The organism is Halorussus salilacus (assembly GCF_024138125.1).
Classification (GTDB): Archaea; Halobacteriota; Halobacteria; order Halobacteriales; family Haladaptataceae; genus Halorussus; species Halorussus salilacus.
In genome coordinates this window covers 60,338-77,219 of the sequence record NZ_CP099993.1, presented here as the reverse complement: position 1 = coordinate 77,219, position 16,882 = coordinate 60,338, and the positions used below count along the sequence as shown (strand labels likewise).

General features: G+C 68.9%; 18 protein-coding genes. 10 read left to right on the top strand and 8 right to left on the bottom strand.

The features are described from left to right. Window positions 1-184 precede the first annotated feature (184 nt). Complete coding sequence (locus NGM10_RS00420; protein WP_253480586.1) at window positions 185-595, top strand: translation initiation factor IF-2 subunit beta; 411 nt, start codon at window positions 185-187, stop codon at window positions 593-595. Here NGM10_RS00420 and NGM10_RS00415 read toward each other — a convergent pair. Then, window positions 592-774, bottom strand: a complete 183-nt coding sequence (locus tag NGM10_RS00415; RefSeq protein WP_253483892.1) for a DUF7836 family putative zinc-binding protein — start codon at window positions 772-774, stop codon at window positions 592-594. The two genes, NGM10_RS00420 and NGM10_RS00415, sit on opposite strands and share 4 nt — an antisense overlap. A gap of 160 nt (window positions 775-934) precedes the next feature. On the opposite strand from NGM10_RS00415, the gene NGM10_RS00410 reads away from it, so the two are divergent. Then, the gene (locus NGM10_RS00410) at window positions 935-1,681 is read left to right on the top strand and encodes a hypothetical protein (RefSeq protein WP_253480583.1); all 747 of its coding nucleotides are present in this window, start codon (window positions 935-937) and stop codon (window positions 1,679-1,681) included. 45 nt (window positions 1,682-1,726) lie between these two features. On the opposite strand, the gene NGM10_RS00405 is transcribed toward NGM10_RS00410, so the two are convergent. Both NGM10_RS00405 and NGM10_RS00400 read right to left on the bottom strand, forming a co-directional pair. Continuing rightward, on the bottom strand, window positions 1,727-2,011 hold the full coding sequence (locus NGM10_RS00405; protein ID WP_253480580.1) for a DUF357 domain-containing protein: 285 nt from the start codon (window positions 2,009-2,011) through the stop codon (window positions 1,727-1,729). Window positions 2,012-2,175: 164 nt separating this feature from the next. Beyond that, complete coding sequence (locus NGM10_RS00400) at window positions 2,176-2,730, bottom strand: hypothetical protein (RefSeq protein WP_253480577.1); 555 nt, start codon at window positions 2,728-2,730, stop codon at window positions 2,176-2,178. Window positions 2,731-2,869: 139 nt separating this feature from the next. On the opposite strand from NGM10_RS00400, the gene NGM10_RS00395 reads away from it, so the two are divergent. The 3 genes from NGM10_RS00395 (at window position 2,870) to NGM10_RS00385 (ending at window position 5,181) form a co-directional block, all read left to right on the top strand. Beyond that, complete coding sequence (locus NGM10_RS00395; RefSeq protein WP_253480575.1) at window positions 2,870-4,198, top strand: FAD-dependent oxidoreductase; 1,329 nt, start codon at window positions 2,870-2,872, stop codon at window positions 4,196-4,198. Between the two features lie 380 nt (window positions 4,199-4,578). Further along, window positions 4,579-4,881, top strand: coding sequence for a DUF7545 family protein (locus tag NGM10_RS00390; protein WP_253480572.1), 303 nt, complete (start codon window positions 4,579-4,581; stop codon window positions 4,879-4,881). Between the two features lie 144 nt (window positions 4,882-5,025). Next, the gene (locus NGM10_RS00385) at window positions 5,026-5,181 is read left to right on the top strand and encodes a hypothetical protein (protein ID WP_253480569.1); all 156 of its coding nucleotides are present in this window, start codon (window positions 5,026-5,028) and stop codon (window positions 5,179-5,181) included. A gap of 2 nt (window positions 5,182-5,183) precedes the next feature. Here NGM10_RS00385 and NGM10_RS00380 read toward each other — a convergent pair whose 3' ends face one another. Next, complete coding sequence (locus tag NGM10_RS00380) at window positions 5,184-5,846, bottom strand: 2,5-diamino-6-(ribosylamino)-4(3H)-pyrimidinone 5'-phosphate reductase (protein WP_253480566.1); 663 nt, start codon at window positions 5,844-5,846, stop codon at window positions 5,184-5,186. Between the two features lie 269 nt (window positions 5,847-6,115). On the opposite strand from NGM10_RS00380, the gene NGM10_RS00375 reads away from it, so the two are divergent. The 3 genes from NGM10_RS00375 to NGM10_RS00365 are packed head-to-tail and all read left to right on the top strand — an operon-like array spanning window position 6,116 to window position 9,758. Continuing rightward, window positions 6,116-7,384 (top strand): Single-stranded DNA binding protein, encoded by a 1,269-nt coding sequence (locus NGM10_RS00375; RefSeq protein WP_253480564.1) that lies wholly within the window; start codon window positions 6,116-6,118, stop codon window positions 7,382-7,384. Further along, window positions 7,381-9,015, top strand: a complete 1,635-nt coding sequence (locus NGM10_RS00370) for a hypothetical protein (RefSeq protein WP_253480561.1) — start codon at window positions 7,381-7,383, stop codon at window positions 9,013-9,015. The genes NGM10_RS00375 and NGM10_RS00370 overlap by 4 nt, the downstream gene beginning before the upstream one ends. Beyond that, on the top strand, window positions 9,015-9,758 hold the full coding sequence (locus tag NGM10_RS00365) for a metallophosphoesterase (RefSeq protein ID WP_253480558.1): 744 nt from the start codon (window positions 9,015-9,017) through the stop codon (window positions 9,756-9,758). The genes NGM10_RS00370 and NGM10_RS00365 overlap by 1 nt, the downstream gene beginning before the upstream one ends. Before the next feature lie 65 nt (window positions 9,759-9,823). Here the strand turns inward: NGM10_RS00365 and NGM10_RS00360 are convergent, their stop codons facing one another. Next, window positions 9,824-10,297 (bottom strand): DUF6141 family protein, encoded by a 474-nt coding sequence (locus NGM10_RS00360; RefSeq protein ID WP_253480555.1) that lies wholly within the window; start codon window positions 10,295-10,297, stop codon window positions 9,824-9,826. A gap of 107 nt (window positions 10,298-10,404) precedes the next feature. On the opposite strand from NGM10_RS00360, the gene NGM10_RS00355 reads away from it, so the two are divergent. After that, window positions 10,405-13,254 carry a DEAD/DEAH box helicase gene (locus NGM10_RS00355; RefSeq protein WP_253480552.1) on the top strand — a complete coding sequence of 950 codons (2,850 nt, stop codon included), beginning with the start codon at window positions 10,405-10,407 and terminating at the stop codon, window positions 13,252-13,254. A gap of 175 nt (window positions 13,255-13,429) precedes the next feature. Here the strand turns inward: NGM10_RS00355 and NGM10_RS00350 are convergent, their stop codons facing one another. Next, on the bottom strand, window positions 13,430-15,628 hold the full coding sequence (locus tag NGM10_RS00350) for a CDC48 family AAA ATPase (protein WP_253480549.1): 2,199 nt from the start codon (window positions 15,626-15,628) through the stop codon (window positions 13,430-13,432). A 436-nt stretch (window positions 15,629-16,064) separates the two neighbouring features. Here NGM10_RS00350 and NGM10_RS18150 point away from each other — a divergent pair, with 436 nt between their 5' ends. Next, window positions 16,065-16,199, top strand: a complete 135-nt coding sequence (locus NGM10_RS18150) for a DUF7128 family protein (protein ID WP_256504313.1) — start codon at window positions 16,065-16,067, stop codon at window positions 16,197-16,199. A gap of 2 nt (window positions 16,200-16,201) precedes the next feature. Here NGM10_RS18150 and NGM10_RS00345 read toward each other — a convergent pair whose 3' ends face one another. After that, window positions 16,202-16,450, bottom strand: coding sequence for a DUF7508 domain-containing protein (locus NGM10_RS00345; protein WP_253480547.1), 249 nt, complete (start codon window positions 16,448-16,450; stop codon window positions 16,202-16,204). Continuing rightward, a complete protein-coding gene (locus tag NGM10_RS00340) occupies window positions 16,447-16,872 on the bottom strand; it encodes a DUF5796 family protein (RefSeq protein WP_253480544.1) in 426 nt (141 codons plus the stop codon). The genes NGM10_RS00345 and NGM10_RS00340 overlap by 4 nt, the downstream gene beginning before the upstream one ends. Window positions 16,873-16,882: the final 10 nt, after the last annotated feature.

Sequence of the window (16,882 nt, the reverse complement as noted above, 5' to 3'; positions counted from 1 at the left end):
CGGCGTACGGATTACCCCTCCCCTGAAGAACGCAATTTCAGGGTGAGCCAAGCAACCGAGTATTGGCGAATCGTTCACACCGTTTCGTTCCGTTCGGCGTGCAACGAAAGCTTACCGACCGCCAGAGGGCGTCGATTCGAGGAGTCTGAAAGGTTTTTATCCGAACGAGACCCATGGTGGACCCATGGAAGGGTACGAAGACCATCTCGACCGGGCGCTCGAAGAGACTCCCGACATCGAGGGGACCGGCGACCGCTTCGACGTGCCCGACCCGGAGGTCCGCCAGGAGGGCAACGTCACCGTCTACGAGAACTTCCAGGACACGCTCGACCGGCTCGGCCGCGAGGACGACCACGTCCTGAAGTTCCTGCAGGACGAACTGGGGACCAGCGCTCACATCGACGAGAGCGGCCGCGCTCGGCTGACCGGCGAGTTCAGCGAGGGCCGAATCGGAGACGCCATCGACGAGTACGCCGAGGAGTTCGTCCTCTGCTCGGAGTGCGGGCTCCCCGACACGCGACTCGAACGAGAACAGGGCGCGGTGTTGTTGCGGTGCGAGGCGTGCGGCGCGCGCTCGGCGACCAGCAGTGACTAACCCCCGAACTGCTTCAGGGTGTCGAGGTCCTTCTCGGTCCGCGTGAACTCGGCGGTCCGGCGCGTGGCGTGACAGTTCGGACAGTGGAACTGCTGGTCGTGGGCCGGGAGGGCGTCGGGGCCCTCTTCCCAGTCCTTGCCACACTCCGGACAGAGCAGTCGCACGTACGTTTCGTTCATAATATCCATGATAACGTGTGTGAGGGTGATAGAAAAAACTTGTCGCGGACTGCCTCCCGGACCCGGGAGGGAAAATCGGGAGACGGGAGTTCGGTTCCGACCCGACCGGGCCAGCACGCCTAAGGAAGCGCTCGGGGAACCTCCGTCGGGGGAAATTCAGATGGCCAATCCTCAGCGACAGCACGACGAGCAGCGACGAGAGCGAACCGACGACCACCCCGCCGACGAGCGACACACCAACGAGTACGGCGACGCCGCCGACCGAGACCGCCAGCGCCGCGAGGAGCAGGAGGAACGGGGCGGCACCAACCGATACGGGAGCCGCGGCGCGAACGACGCCGGGACGTCGCGGAGTCCCCGAACCGGCGGCGACCCGAACCGCGCCCGAAGCGGCGACGAGGACCGTCACGGCGAACCCCGTTCGGAGGGCGGCGAGCCGAGTCCCGGGCAGGGGACCGAGGACGCGCCGGACGAGACTCGCTCGCGCGGGGGCGAACCGAAGCAAGGCCGAGGGTCGTACGTCGACCGCAACGACCACCGCGAAACCGGCCGCGGCCGAGACCGCGACGACATCACGCCCACGACCCGCGAGACCGGCGGGAACGTCGACTACAGCCGCGAAGAGGGGGCTTCCGACACCGGTAGCGACCGGAACCTCGGGCCGACCGGCGACCGCGAGAACCGCGGCGGCCAGCACACCGACAGCCGGTACGGCAGTCGCCGCAGGTCCGGGAATTCGGGACACGGCGGGTCCTCCCCGAGTCGGGAAAGCCAGCGCGGAAGCCACCGCGAGGAGGGAATCTCCGGGCGCGAGGGCGGCCAGCGCGACCGCCGGTACGGAAGCCGGTACGGGCACGGGTCCCGGCGTCGCGAGGGGCGCAGGAACGACGAGCACGAGAACCGATAGCGTCGCGACTGAATCGTCGGAACCGTCGCCTCTTTTCGGTCCGGCTCAGACCGTGAACAGGTGGCCCTCGCGCGGCACGTCAAACAGTCCGACGCGTGCACCCGCGTCGAGCCACGCGTGACCGTACGAGAACGAGGCCAGCGCGTTCACGGGGTCGTCGTTCTCCCGGAAGTGGCGACCGTCCTCGAGGTAGGACGCCGCCATCTCCCGGCACTCCGCGGCCGCCTCGCCCATCGGGGTGTCCTCGGGCGGCGCGATCTCGGCGGCGTCGAGGGCCTCGGCGAGCAGTCCCTCGTATCGGTCGGTCTTCTCTTCGAGGTCGGCGGGCATGGGCGATGCGAGGGGCGGCCCGGAGGTAAGGGCTTCGGGAGGTTATTCGTCGCTCGATTCGTCACTCGCATTCGGACCGAGGACCGTGGCACCGGGTTCGCCGAGGTCTTCAGGCCGGATAAACACGTCCTCGTCGTCGGAATCGTCGTTCATGGTTCTTCGTGTCAGTAAATAGCTAAAAATGTTCCGGCGAGAAGCATCGCCATTCCACCGAGGAACGCGAGTAATGAGTATCCGATCCACCGTTCTTTTCGATTGGTCTTCTGCACCCCGTCGGCTATCCACTTCGGATACCCGAGCGTAAGGACCCAGTTCAGGTACTCCTTCTCGCGGAGTTTGTACGAGGTGAGTTTCTGGAAGGCATCGGTGCTGATTCCCCCGTCTATCGTCCGTATCCGGTATCCAATGATGGCAAACAGGGCCGAACAGATGAACAACAGTATCGACGCGAGTGAAGCGACGTTTACGTACGCTTTCGTCTCTATCTGTGACGAGATGGCGATTACGATAGTGACGACTAATCCGTTGAGTCGAACGAGGCGAAACGCCTTGTCCGAGAGGTCAGTAAACGTCTGAATCGTCTGTTCGAGCACCACCTGAGCATCTGCACGAGCGTGTGCGAGTGCGTCGGTATCGAGGCTTCGATTCGTCGACGCACGTTCGAGTCGTCGGGTTCGGGTATCATCGTGGGTCTCTGACTGTGTTGGTTTGTCGGTCATCCGTTTTCGGTGACCTCTCGCTTGCCCCGTCCTCGTACAAGAACATACGCCCGAAACGCCGACTCGTCGGGTCGGCGAGATACCGGAAAGACGGCGCTACAACACAAGCTAAATACCCCGCCGGACTCAATATTGTACCATGAGCGAACACCCCCGGGTCGAGATTTACACCAAGAAGGAGTGTCCCTACTGCGAGAAGGCCAAGGACCTCTTCGATTCGAAGGGCGTCGAGTACGAGACGTACAACGTGACCGGCGACGAGGAACTGTTCGAGGAGATGGTCGAGCGTGCCGACGGCCGCAAGACCGCGCCCGAGGTGTTCATCGACGACGAACTCGTCGGCGGGTGGGAGGACACGAGCGAACTCGACGAGACCGGCGAACTCGACGAGCGACTCGGCATCGCGGCGACCGACGGCGGCGAGGACGACGCGGTCGAACACCGTCGGCTCGTCATCGCCGGGAGCGGCATCGCGGGCCTGACCGCCGCCATCTACGCCGCGCGGTCGAACAACGACCCGCTGGTGCTGGAGGGCGACGAGCCCGGCGGTCAGCTCACCCTCACGACCGAGGTGGAGAACTACCCCGGCTTCCCCGAGGGTCTCAGCGGTCCCGACCTCATAAACCGGATGAAAGAGCAGGCCGAGCGGTTCGGCGCGGAGGTCGAGAACGGCGTCATCGAGGAGGTCGACGACTCCGCGCGACCGTTCCGGGTCGAGCTCACGAACGGCGACGTGTACACCGCCGACGCGGTCATCGCGGCGTCGGGCGCGAGCGCCCGGACCCTCGGCGTCCCCGGCGAGGACGAACTGATGGGCTACGGCGTCTCGACCTGCGCGACCTGCGACGGAGCCTTCTTCCGCGACGAGGAGATGCTGGTCGTGGGCGGCGGCGACGCCGCGTTCGAGGAGGCCAACTTCCTCACCAAGTTCGCCGAGAAGGTGTATCTGGTCCACCGCCGCGAGGAGTTCCGCGCCGAGGACTACTGGATAGACCGCGTCCAGAAGAAGGTAGACGAAGGCGAGATCGAGATTCTGAAGAACACCGAACTCCGCGAGGTCCACGGCTCGCCCGAGGAGGGCGTCGACTACGCCGAACTGGTCCGCCACCCCGAGGGCTACCCCTCCGATAAGCTCGACGACCCCGAGACCGAGACGTTCGAGATGGACGTGGGCGCGGTGTTCCTCGCCATCGGCCACACGCCCAACACCGACTACCTCGAAGGCACCGACGTGGAGATGGACGACGCGGGCTATCTCAAGACCGAGGGCGGGAAGGGCGGCGGCCAGACCGCGACCGGCGTGCCCGGCATCTTCGGCGCGGGCGACGTGGTCGACTTCCACTACCAGCAGGCCGTGACCGCCGCGGGCATGGGCTGTAAGGCCGCGCTCGACGCCGACGACTACCTCGAAACCGCCGAGGTCGTAGCCGAGGAGGCCGCGACCGAGGTTGCGGCCGGGGACGACTAACAGCACCCACCTTTTTTCTTCGTCGGGTGCGCGCAGAGCAGACCGCTCCGCGGTCTGCTCTGCTGGCGCACCCTCCTCGAAAAAATCTACACCGTGGGAGCGAAGCTCCCACGAGCCTTCGTTCGCTCCGCTCACGAAGAGACCAAAAAATACTGCTCGCTCACTCCGGAAGAGCGCCGCGACCGCGGCGCTCTTCCGGTTACGTTCGCTCGCAGTAGGAGGTTGCTCGTGCGCGCGCTTCGCGCGCTGCGCCGTGGGTTGGTCGGAAAGCGCATTTTCGTCTGAACTGGTCGGTGTTCCGCGACGAGGGGAGGGCGACAGACGACCGAGAACCGTCCCGAGACCCGCACATCTTTACGTTCGCCGGGGGAAGGGGAGGTATGACCGACGCAGACGACGTCGAGACCAAGACGTACACCATCGAATCGCCCGACGGAGACGCCGAGGAACTCACGGTCCCGGTCGGAATCGTCGAGATGCTACGCGAGGACGAGACAGAGACAGACACCTCGGTCCTCGGCGACCTCGCGATGCTGTCGCTGGCCCAGCAGGCCCACGCGCTGGTCCACCACGGCCACGGCGAACCCGACCCGCGGGTCGAGGCCGACGAGCAGAAGACGATGGAACTGTTCGAGGAGCGCTTCGGCACGACCTTCGGCGAGATGACCGGCCACTCCCACTGACCGACTCGGTAGCGATTCTCTCGGTCGAGGGCCCTTCCGCCGCGAGCGCGTCGGCCCGCCGACCGTCCGGGGTTAAGAATGGCATAGTATAGCAAGGGACAGGGACTTCTCCCGGAAACCCCAACTTCACTAGGGCAGGTGACAATGGGAGAAGACCCGGCCCGGCTACGCGTGAGCTGTCGAGACTGTTCGTTCGAGCAGGTCGTCGACGCCTGCGGCGACACGAAACCGGCCGACGTGCTCGTCGAACACGGCCAGCAGACCGGCCACACCCTCTCGGTGTCGAAGGTCGGGGAGTGAACTCACTCGACCGCGTAGCGCAGGAGCACGCCGTCGTCGACGCGCGAGACACTCTCTAACTCCGGCGTCGGGAAGTCGTCGACGAACCCCTCGCCGTCGGCCAGCGTCGGGGCGTCCCGGCCGCCGATGAGCTTCGAACCGACGTACAGCCGGAGTTCGTCGGCCAGTTCCGCCTCGAACAGCGAGAAGATGAGTTCGCCCCCGCCCTCGACCATCAGGGTCTCGACGCCCTCGCGTTCGAGTCCGGCGAGCGCGCCCGCGAGGTCCACACGGTCCTCGCCCGCCGCGACGACCCGCGCGCCCGCTTGCTCCAGCGCCTCGACTCGCTCGTCGGGCGCGGCGTCGGCGACGAGGACGTAGGTCGTCGCCGCGTCGTCCAGAATCCGGGCGTCGGTGGGGGTCCGACCCCGCGAGTCGGCGACCACCCGCGCGGGGTGTTCGGATTCCCCCCGCTCGCGGCGCGCCGTGCGACGGGCGGGGTCGTCGACGGTCAGGTGGGGGTCGTCGGCCAGCACCGTGCCGACCCCGACCATCACGGCGTCGCTGTCGGCCCGGAGTTGGTCCATCCGGTCGAAGTCCTCGGGCCCGCTGATGGCGATCTGCTCGCGCCGCCGCGAGGAGAGCTTTCCGTCGACGCTCGTCGCGGCGTTGACGACCACGCGCATGCGAGTCGATAGTAATTCGGGGCGAAAACCGCTTTCGGTCGGGCTGGCGGATAGGCTGGCCCAACCGAGCGCTGGCGCAGTCGCGGCCGCGACTGCGCCAGCGCTCGCATCGTGTCGGCACTCGCACTGCGCCAGCCCTCGTCCGTGTCGCCCTCCGCACTGCGCCGGTTCCCGCACCGCGCCAGCCACGGGGAGCCTCACGCGCGAGCGCCCCCGGGGCGCTCGCGCGTGACGAACACTTTTAATCCGTCCCGAGCAAAGTCCGGGTGATGAGTCTCGACGACCATGCCGAGGAGCTCGCCTCCGACCTCGGCGTAGACAAGGAGGAGGTCAAAGCCGATTTGAAGAACCTCGTAGAGTACAGCGTCCCGGTCGAGGAGGCAAAGCAGAGCCTCCGGCGGAAGTACGGCGACGGCGGCGGGGGCGGCGGCGGCCCCTCGCGCGCCGACATCGCCGACGTGACGCCCGACGACGGCAACGTCACCGTCACCGCGAAGGTGCTGACCGTCGGCAAGCGCTCCATCCGGTATCAGGGCGACGAGCAGACCATCCACGAGGGCGAACTCGCCGACGAGACCGGCACCATCTCTTACACCGCGTGGGAGGACTTCGGCCTCTCGGCGGGCGACACCATCACGGCGGGCAACGCTGGCGTCCGCGAGTGGGAGGGCGAACCCGAGCTGAATCTGGGCGAGTCGACCAACGTCGCGTTCGAGGACGACATCGAGGTGCCCTACGAGGTGGGCGGCGACGCCTCGCTCGCCGACCTCGAACCCGGCGACCGCGGCGTCAGCCTCGACGTCGAGGTGGTCGAGGTCGAACAGAAGACCATCGACGGCCGCGACGGCGAGACCGAGATTCGCAGCGGCGTGCTCGCCGACGAGTCGGCCCGCCTCCCGTTCACCGACTGGGAGGCCCGCCCGGAACTCGCCGAGGGCGCGCAACTCCGCCTCGAAGACGTGTACGTCCGGGAGTTCCGCGGGGTCCCCTCCGTCAATCTCTCGGAGTTCACGACCGTCGCGCCGCTCGACCGCGACCTCGAAGTGAGCGACACCGCGACCCGGATGACCGTCCGGGACGCGGTCGGCACGGGCGGCGCGTACGACGTGGAGGTCATCGGGTCGGTCGTGGCGGTCCGGGACGGCTCGGGCCTCATCGAGCGCTGTCCCGAGTGCGGCCGGGTCATCCAGAACGGCCAGTGTCGGAGCCACGGCGAGGTCGAGGGTCAGGACGACCTGCGCGTGAAGGCCATCGTGGACGACGGCACCGGCACCGTCACCGCGGTGCTGGACGACGAGCGCACCGCCGAGGTGTACGGCGGCGGCGTCGAGGACGCCAAGGCCCAGGCCCGCGACGCGATGGACAAGGAGGTCGTCGCCGACGCCATCCGGGACGAAATCGTCGGCCGGGAGTTCCGCGTCCGGGGGAACCTCTCGGTCGACGACTACGGCGCGAACCTCGAAGTCACCGAGTTCGAGGAGTGCGGTGACTCGCCGACCGACCGCGCCGACGCCCTGCTCGCGGAGGTGGCAGAATGAGTTCGAGCGACGACGACTCCGAGCAGGGCGGCGCGGGCCGCCGCGAGGTCGCGTGGCGCGTGTTCGCCGCCGAGTACGACGACGCCACCCTCGACTACTCCGAGAGCGACGAGGAGCGCGCCCCGAACTACGTGGTCACCCCCACGGGCGCGCGAGTCAATCGCCTGTTCGTCGTGGGCGTTCTGACACAAGTAGAGCAAGTCAGCGACGACGTGCTCCGGGCGCGAATCGTGGACCCGACCGGCGCGTTCGTGGTCTACGCCGGGCAGTACCAGCCCGACGAGATGGCGTTCCTCGAAAATGCCTCGCCCCCGGCGTTCGTCGCGGTGACGGGCAAGGCCCGGACCTTCCAGCCCGAGGACTCCGACCGGGTGTTCACCTCCATCCGGCCCGAGTCCATCAACCGCGTGGACGCCGACACCCGCGACCGCTGGGTGGTCCAGACCGCCGAGCAGACCCTCGACCGGGTCTCGACGTTCGCCGACGCGCTCGACTCGGACGCGCGGGGCGAGGACCTCCGCGCCGCCCTCGAAGCGGGCGGCTCGGACGCCGGTCTCGCCGCGGGCATCCCGCTCGCCATCGACCACTACGGCACGACGGAGGGGTATCTCGCGGGAGTCTGGGACCTCGCGATAGACTCTGCGCGGGTCGTCGCGGGCGAACTCGACGCCGACGACGTGGGACCGCTCGACCTCGCGCCCGACGAGGGCGACGCCGCGGTCGGCGTCGCCCTCGACTACTCGCTGGCCGACGCCGAGGCGACCGAGGTCGCCGACGTGGAAACGGTCGACGCCGACCAGACGAGTCCCGAGGCCGCGACCGGTTCGGAGTCCGAACCGGTCGCGGAGTCCGAATCGAACGCAGAGTCCGAATCGAGCGCGGAGTCCGAATCGAGCGCGGAAGCCGAGACCGACTCGGCGACCGATTCCGACGCGGCCGACGACCTCGGCGAAGCCCCGACCAGCACGGTCGCCGACGACGGACCCGCCGAAGTCGAGGACTCGGAAGACGCCGCCGACCTTCAGGAGGAGGTCGGGACCGACGAACCGCCGACCGTCGGCGACGAGCAGGACACCTCGACCGACGAGTCGGTCGACCCCGAGACCGCGACCGAGACCGACGGGCGGGACGAGGGGCCAGACCTCGGAACCGCCGGGGCGGGCGACGAGATGTACGAGTTCGACGACGAGGAACGCGAGCAGGTCGAGGAGGAGTACGGTCTGGAGTTCTCCTCCGGGACGGAGGTCGAGGAACCCGGCGAGGCCGACATCGACGCGCCGGAGGGTGAGGCCCTCCCGGACGAGCGTCCCGATTCGGCGTCCGAGGCGTCGGACTCGGCGTCCGACGTGGACGAATCCGAACCCGCGTCCGAACCGGACGGCGAATCCGACGACTCCGAGGCGGAAGCCGAATCGGACGCCGGGAAACCCGAACCCGAGGACCTCGAAAACACCGTGATGGAGACGATGGAGGACCTCAACGAGGGCGACGGCGTCGAGCGCGAGACCCTGCTGGCCGCGGTGGTCGGGGAGTACGACGTGACCCCCGCCGACGTGGAGGACGCGCTCGAATCCGCGCTGATGGCCGGGCGTTGCTACGAGTCGGGCGAGGACACCCTCAAGCCTATCTGATGAGCCTCGTCGAGCCCGTTCCCGGCGAACCCGCCGCGGTCGCCGAGGTCGGGTCCGAGCGCGCGCTCGTCGTCGCCGACTTCCACGCGGGCGTCGAGGCGGCGCTGCGCGCGGAGGGCGTCTCGCTCGACAGCCGCGCCGACGAGCGCCGCGAGCGGCTGTTCTCGCTCGTGGAGCGCGTCGCCCCCGACCGCGTGATCTTCCTGGGCGACCTGATGCACGCTATCGGCGACCCCGGCGGGGCCGAGCGCGGCGAGATAGAGGTCCTGCTCGAACGCCTCGACGAGCGCGGCGTGGCCGCCACGCTCGTCAAGGGCAACCACGACGGGGCCATCGAGTCGTGGGTCGACTGCGAGGTGACCGACGGCGACGGAATCCGACTCGGCGACGTGGGGTTCGCCCACGGCCACACATGGCCCGCGCCGGAGGTCCTCTCCGCGGCGGTGGTCTGCGTCGGCCACGAGCACCCCGCGGTCCGACTGACGGACGAGGTCGGCGGGAGCCGCGTCGAGCGCGTCTGGCTCCGGGGGCCGCTCGCGCGCGAGGCGTTCGCCGAGCGCGCCGCGAGCGTCCGGGCGGGAGCGGAACTCGTCGTCTTCCCGGCGTTCAACGACCTCGCGGGCGCGACGTGGGTCAACGTCGAGGGCCAGGGGTTCCTCGCGCCGTTCCTCCCGGAGGCGTCCCCCTCGGCGGAGGCGTACCTGCTCGACGGGACGCGGCTGGGGGAGTACCCAGCGGTCTGAGCGCGACTCGGCGCGTCGCGCCGAGTCGCGCTCGGAGGGGTGGGTACTCCGGCAGGTCGCCGAGGTCAGACAGTCCGGTTCGTCGCCTCCTGAACCGCCGCGAGGAGTTCGTCGGGGCGGTCCGAGCCCACGTACACCGACCGCCCGTTCGTCCGGTCGAAGACGACGCCGCTCCGGCCGCTCACGGTGTAGGCGACGCTACTCGGGGTCCAGCGGAACCCCCAACCGCCGTACCGGAGCGGGCTGTAGCCCGCGGCCTCGAACTCCTCGATGTCCTCCAAGGGAATCCGACGGAACGACCGGTGGAACGGCTCGAACTTGAGGTAGACGCCGTCGTCGCGGACCTCGGTCGTGAGCCGGGTCGTCCCGAGCAGGAGCGCGACCCCGAGGAACGACGCGAGTTCGCGGGCCGCGTCGGCCCGCGTTCGCGTCCCGCGGGCGAGGCCGACGAGGGTCAGCGCGGGTCGCAGGGCGAGCAGGCCCCAGAGCCACGGCTGGCGGTAGGTCTGGGTCTCGCGGAACAGGACTTCGGTCTCCATGGCCGGGCTTCGGCGGGCGGCGGTAAGTCGGTTGTCGCCGAATTCGTGGTACGCGCTCCCGTGCCTAGCGTTGCGCTTAATCCCCTCGCGTGCCAAGCCAGAGCGTAATGAGCGAGACGACGGCCGCGGATTCTGCGGCCTTCGCGCGACTCGGCGAGGAGGTCCGGGCGGCGCTCTCCGAGCGGGGGTTCTCGACGCCGACCGAGCCACAGCGCCGGGCGATTCCGCCGCTGGCGCGGGGCGAACACGCGCTGGTCGTCGCGCCGACCGGGACCGGCAAGACCGAGACCGCGATGCTCCCCGTGTTCGACGCGATTGCGCGGGCCCGCGACGAGGACGGCCCGCGCTTCGGCATCTCGGCGCTGTACGTCACGCCCCTGCGAGCCCTGAACCGAGACATGCGCGAGCGTCTGGAGTGGTGGGGCGAGACGCTGGACCTCGACGTGGACGTGCGCCACGGCGACACCACCGACTACCGGCGGGGGAAGCAGGCCGACGACCCGCCGGACGTGCTGGTGACCACGCCCGAAACCCTGCAGGCGATGCTCACTGGGTCGAAGCTCCGGAAGGCCCTCTCGGACGTTCACCACGTCGTCGTCGACGAGGTCCACGAACTCGCCAGCGCCAAGCGCGGCGCGCAGTTGACGGTCGGACTGGAGCGACTCGGCGAACTCGCGGGCGAGTTCCAGCGCATCGGTCTCTCGGCGACCGTGGGCGACCCCGAAGAGGTCGGGCGATTCCTCACCGGCGACCGGGGGTGCGAAATCGTCGAGGTCGACGCCGGGAGCAAGGTGGAGTTCGAGGTCCGCGAACCCGAGGTGACCGAGGCCGACGAGCAGTTGGCGGGCGAACTGATGACCGACCCCGAGTACGCGAGCCACGTCCGGGCGATTCTGGACGTGGTCGAGGACCACGACTCGACGCTGATATTCGTCAACACGCGCCAAACCGCCGAGGCGCTGGGCTCGCGGTTCAAGGCCCTCGACGCCGACGTGGGGGTCCACCACGGGTCGCTGTCGAAGGAGGCCCGCATCGACGTGGAGGACCGCTTCAAAGCCGGGGAGATCGACGCCCTGCTCTGTACCTCCTCGATGGAACTGGGCATCGACGTGGGCCGGATCGACCACGTTGTCCAGTATTCGAGCCCCCGGGAGGTCGCGCGCCTGCTCCAGCGCGTGGGACGCGCGGGCCACCGCAGCGACCGGGTCTCGCACGGAACCGTCGTCACGAAACACCCCGACGACACCCTCGAAGCGCTCGCCATCGCCCGGCGCGCGAAGCAGGGGGAGGTCGAACCCGCCCGCATCCACGACGGGAGCCTCGACACGGTGGCGAATCAGGTGGTGGGGCTGGTGATGGACTTCGGCGACCTGTCGGCGATGCGCGCCTACGACATCGTGACCCGGGCGTACCCCTTCCGGGACCTCTCGGAATCGCGGTTCAAGGCGGTCCTCCGGGAGCTGAAGGGAAACCGCCTCGTCTGGCTCGACGAGGAGGAAGACCGCATCGAGAAGTCCTCCCAGACGTGGCAGTACTTCTACGCCAATCTCTCGATGATACCCGACGAGCAGAAGTACGTCGTCGAGGACATCGCCAGCGGGTCGCGGGTCGGCACCCTCGACGAGCGGTTCGTCGTCAACTTCGCCGAGCCCGGCGAGGTGTTCGTCCAGCGCGGCGAGATGTGGCGCATCACCGAGATAGACGACGCCGAGGAGACGGTGAAGGTCTCGCCCATCGAGGACCCCGGCGGCGAGATTCCGAGCTGGGTCGGCGAGGAGATTCCAGTTCCCTACGACGTGGCCCGGGAGGTCGGCGAGATGCGCGCGGTGGCCGGACCCCAGTTCGAGCGCGGCGCGCCCCGCGAGGGGGTCGCCCGGGAGTTCACGAACAGGTACCCGACCGACGAGCACACCGCCAGCGAGGCGCTCGACCAGTTGGACCGGCAGGCCGAGGCTGGCGACCCGATTCCGACCGCCGACCGGGTCGTGGTCGAGCACGCCGCCCGGACGGTGGTGGTCAATTCGTGTCTCGGCCACAAGACCAACGAGACCCTCGGGCGCGTCCTCTCGTCGCTGGTCGGCCAGCGCACGGGGTCGTCGGTGGGACTCGACGTGGACCCCTACCGAATCGAACTCGACGTGCCCCCGAAGGTGACGGGGCCGGAGGTCGCGGAGGTACTCCGCGAGACCGACCCCGACCACGTCGAGGCCATCATCGAACTGAGCCTCAAGCGCTCGGACTCGCTGAAGTTCAAGCTCTCGCAGGTCGCCGCGAAGTTCGGCGCGCTGCGGTCGTGGCAGGGCTCCGGCGGGCCGAACATCTCGCGGCTCATGGCGGCGCTCGAAGACACCCCGATGTACGACGAGGCGGTCCGAGAGGTGTTCCACGACGACCTCGCGGTCGAGCGCGCGAGCGAGGTCCTCCGCCGGATTCGGGACGGCGACATCGAGGTCGTCACCACCGGCGGGCTGACCCCCGTCGGGACCGGCGGCCGGTCGTCGGGCCGGGAACTGCTCGCGCCCGAGAACGCCGACGCGAGCGTCATCCAGACGGTCAAAGAGCGCATCCGCAACGACGACGTCATCCTGTTCTGCCTTCACTGCCGGGACTGGGAGCGCACGAAGCCCGTGAGGCGCGTCTCGGACCGGCCGGAGTGCCCCGAGTGCGGGTCGACCCGCATCGCCGCGCTGAATCCGTGGGCCGACGAGGTCGTGAAGGCGGTCCGCGCGCCCGAGAAGGACGACGAGCAGGAGAAGATGACCCAGCGAGCGTACAAGGCCGCGAATCTGGTCCAGAGCCACGGCAAGAAGGCCGTCGTCGCGCTCGCGGCGCGGGGGGTCGGCCCCCGGAACGCCGCGCGCATCATCTCGAAGCTCCGGGAGGACGAGGACGACTTCTACCGGGACATCCTCGAACAGGAGCGGCGGTACGCCCGGACGCAGTCGTTCTGGGACTGAACGTCCGGAACCGGCTGGCGGCGATTGAGGAATCGAAATCGGCGGGCGGCGGGGGTTCGCCCGCGAACCCCCGCCGCCCGGTCGGGGCGTCACGACTCCCACACCGGTCGGGCGTCCGGCAGTCGTCAGCGCGGGTGCGGATGAGCCACTCGGAGCGGTCGATTGGGAGGGCGGCTCAGTCGCCCAGCGTCGGCCGAATCTTCTCGACCGCGGCCTCGAAGTGCTTTTTCTGGACCTCTATCTCGTCGGCGTTCGCGTCGGCCTGCTCGACGCCCCACGCGTCTGCGGCCTCCCGGATGGCGCGCATCGAGGCGTCCCGGACCACGGCTTCGAGGTCTGCGCCGGTGTAGCCTTCGAGGTCGGCCGCGAGTTCGTCGAGGTCGACGTCGTCGGCCAGCGGCTTGTCCCGGGCGTGGACCGCCAGAATCTTCTTTCGCCCCGCCTCGTCGGGTGCGGGCACCTCGACGTGTTCTTCGAGTCGGCCGGGCCGGAGCAGCGCGCGGTCGAGCGTCTCCTTGCGGTTGGTCGCCGCGAGCACGACGAGGTTGGGGTTGTCGACCAGCCCGTCCATCTCGGTGAGCAGCTGGGAGACGACGCGCTCGCTGACCTCGGCCCCGCCGCCCATCCCGCCGCCGCGCTCGCCCGCGACGGCGTCTATCTCGTCGAAGAACACGATGGCGGGGCTGGCCTGCCGGGCGCGCTCGAATATCTCGCGGACCGCCTTCTCGCTCTCGCCGACGTAGCGGTCGAGCAGTTCCGGGCCGTCGACGTGGATGAAGTTCACGTCGCTCTCGCCCGCCAGCGCCCGCGCGAGCAGGGTCTTGCCGGTTCCGGGCGGCCCGTGGAGCAGGATGCCCGCGGGCGGGTCGGTCCGGGTCGCCTCGAAGAGGTTGCGGTACGCCAGCGGCCACTCGACCGCCTCGGTGAGCGTCTGCTTTGCCTCCTCCAGATTCCCGACCGCGGAGAAGTCGATCTCGGGCGACTCGGCGACGAACTCCCGCATCGCGGAGGGGTCGACCGACGCCATCGCGGTCTCGAAGTCGGCGCGGGTGACCTCTATCTCCATGAGTTCGGACTCGCTGGCCCCGGCGTCGCGCGCCCGCCGGAGCGACGCCATCGCCGCCTCGGTCGCGAGCGTGTGGAGGTCGGCTCCAACGAAGCCGTGGGTCCGGGTCGCGAGGTGGTCCACGTCCACGTCGTCGGCGAGCGGCATCCCGCGGGTGTGGACCTCCAGAACCTCGCGCCGCCCGGCCTCGCCGGGCACGCCGATTTCGATCTCGCGGTCGAATCGGCCGCCCCGCCGGAGCGCGGGGTCGATGGCGTCCACGCGGTTGGTCGCGCCGATGACGATGACCTGCCCGCGGGATTCGAGGCCGTCCATCAGCGACAGGAGTTGGGCGACCACGCGGTTCTCCACGTCGCTCTCCTCGTCGCGCTCGCCTGCGATGGCGTCTATCTCGTCGAAGAACACGATGGTCGGGGCGTTCTCACGGGCCTCCTCGAACCGCTCGCGGAGCTGCTCTTCGCTCTCGCCCTTGTACTTGCTCATTATCTCCGGGCCGGAGATGTCCATGAAGTGGGCGTCGACCTCGTTGGCGACCGCCCGCGCGATCATCGTCTTGCCGGTCCCCGGGGGACCGTACAGCAGGACGCCCTTCGGCGGGTCGATGCCGAGCCGCCGGAACAGGTCGGGGTTCGACAGCGGGAGTTCGACCATCTCTCGGACCCGTCGAAGCTCCTCTTCGAGGCCGCCGATGTCCTCGTAGGTCGCGCCGGTCGATTTCGGCGGCGTCTCGGCGTCGCCGCCCGAGACCGGAATCGAGGTCGACGAGGCGGTCGAGGCAGACCCCTCGTCGCCCGACCCCTCGTCGAGCGACACCGCCACGCTGGTGTCCTCAGAGACCCGGACCACGCCGTCTGGGTCGGTGCCCGCGACGTGGAACGTCCCGGCGTCGCCGAGGCGCTCGATGCGGACGCGCTCGCCCTCCTTGACCGGCCGGTCGCGGAGCGCGCGCTTGAGCGCGCGCTCCAGCGTCTCGCGGTCGTCGGGCGAGAACCGCGCGGTCGGCGAGAGGACGACCGACTCGGCGTCCTCGACCGCAATCTTCCGGATGGTGACCGAGTCGCCGATGCTGACCCCGGCGTTGGCCCGCGTCTCGCCGTCGATCTGGACGACGCCCGACCGGACCGACCCGCCCGCGGGCCACACCTTCGAGACGGTCTCGCGCTCGCCCTCGATGACCACGGTGTCGCCGCTCAGGACGCCCAGCGTCGACCGGGCCGACTCGGGGATGCGCGCGATTCCCCGGCCCGCGTCGCGCTTCTCCGCGCCCTGCACGGTGAGTTCGACCGCGGCGGAACCCTTGGCGCTCATGTCAGTCTCTGGTTGCTCTACCGTCTTGAGGATTCCCCTACGTGTGAGCGGTTCCTGATTGGGTGCTGTCTACGACTTCGTCGAATCGACGGAAGCCGGAAATCGGACCTTGAAAGCCCCCGCCCGCTCGCTACGAACGTCATCAGTTGCCGCAGTGTCTTCCTCGAAAGCCCCCGCCCGCTCGCGGTCGCTCAGCGACATATCGCCGCGCTCTCCGCACAGCCCGCGCGACGATAGGGGTCGCTGAGACGACTGAAGTGAACGCGACCGGGCGGCCCCTTTCAGTCCCACCCCGCGGTGGATTGTGTCACCGGCCGTTTTCGGTGGACTGGGTCATCGGCCGTTTTCGTGGAACGTGTCACCTCGCCCGTCGCGTCCGAACGCCGCCCGGCGGTCCGGGGCAAACGATTTACTTTCGTCTCGCGTACAATCGAACATGGTCGTCAAAACCGAGCGCGACGACATGACGTGGTACAAGTGCGAGGGGTGTGGAATGATGTTCGACGACGAGGACGACGCCGAACAGCACGAACGAAACTGCGACCACGAGGACCCCTCCTACATCCAGTAGTTCTACAGCCCGGCGCGCTCGCGGTGTTCGGCGGCGAGTTCCCTCGCCTCGGCTTTCGTCTGACACGCCTCCCAGCGCACCTGCTCGCCGGTTCCGTACGCCAGCGCGTCCTTGAGTTCGTCGCGCAGGACGCCCCATCCGACTTCGAGGATTTCGCCGTCGGCGTCGCCGAGTTCGTAGACCCCGTAGCGCTCGGGCGCGCTCCCGACCGTCCCCCGCGAGAGCGACTGCCAGCGTTTCGGGAGGCTCATTCGCTGACCATCTCGTAGGACTGCTCGTCGAGTTCGTCCTCCTCGAAGACGAAGACCCGGCCGCGTGCGGTCTCGGGGTCGGCCTCGACTTCGACCGCGTAGCCGTCCATCCGGACCTCGACGCCGGGGAACAGCGACTCCTCCTCGTCGGGTTCGAGCATCACCCGGCCCACGCCGGTCTCTTCGAGGATGTCGTCGTGGGTGTTGCGGTCGTTGACGTACATCAGCACCCCCTCGGTCTCGGTGGGGTCGGTGACCAGCACCTGCACCAGCTTTCCGGGCTGGGTCCGGAGGGTGTCGGTGACCTTCTGGGGTACCCCGTGGTAGAACGCCTCCCGACCGTCGGTGTACTCGACGACGATGCCGTCCTCGGTCAGCTCGACGCCGAGCGTGTCCGGGGCCACGTCGTTGCGCGCGCTCATGCCCGGAGAT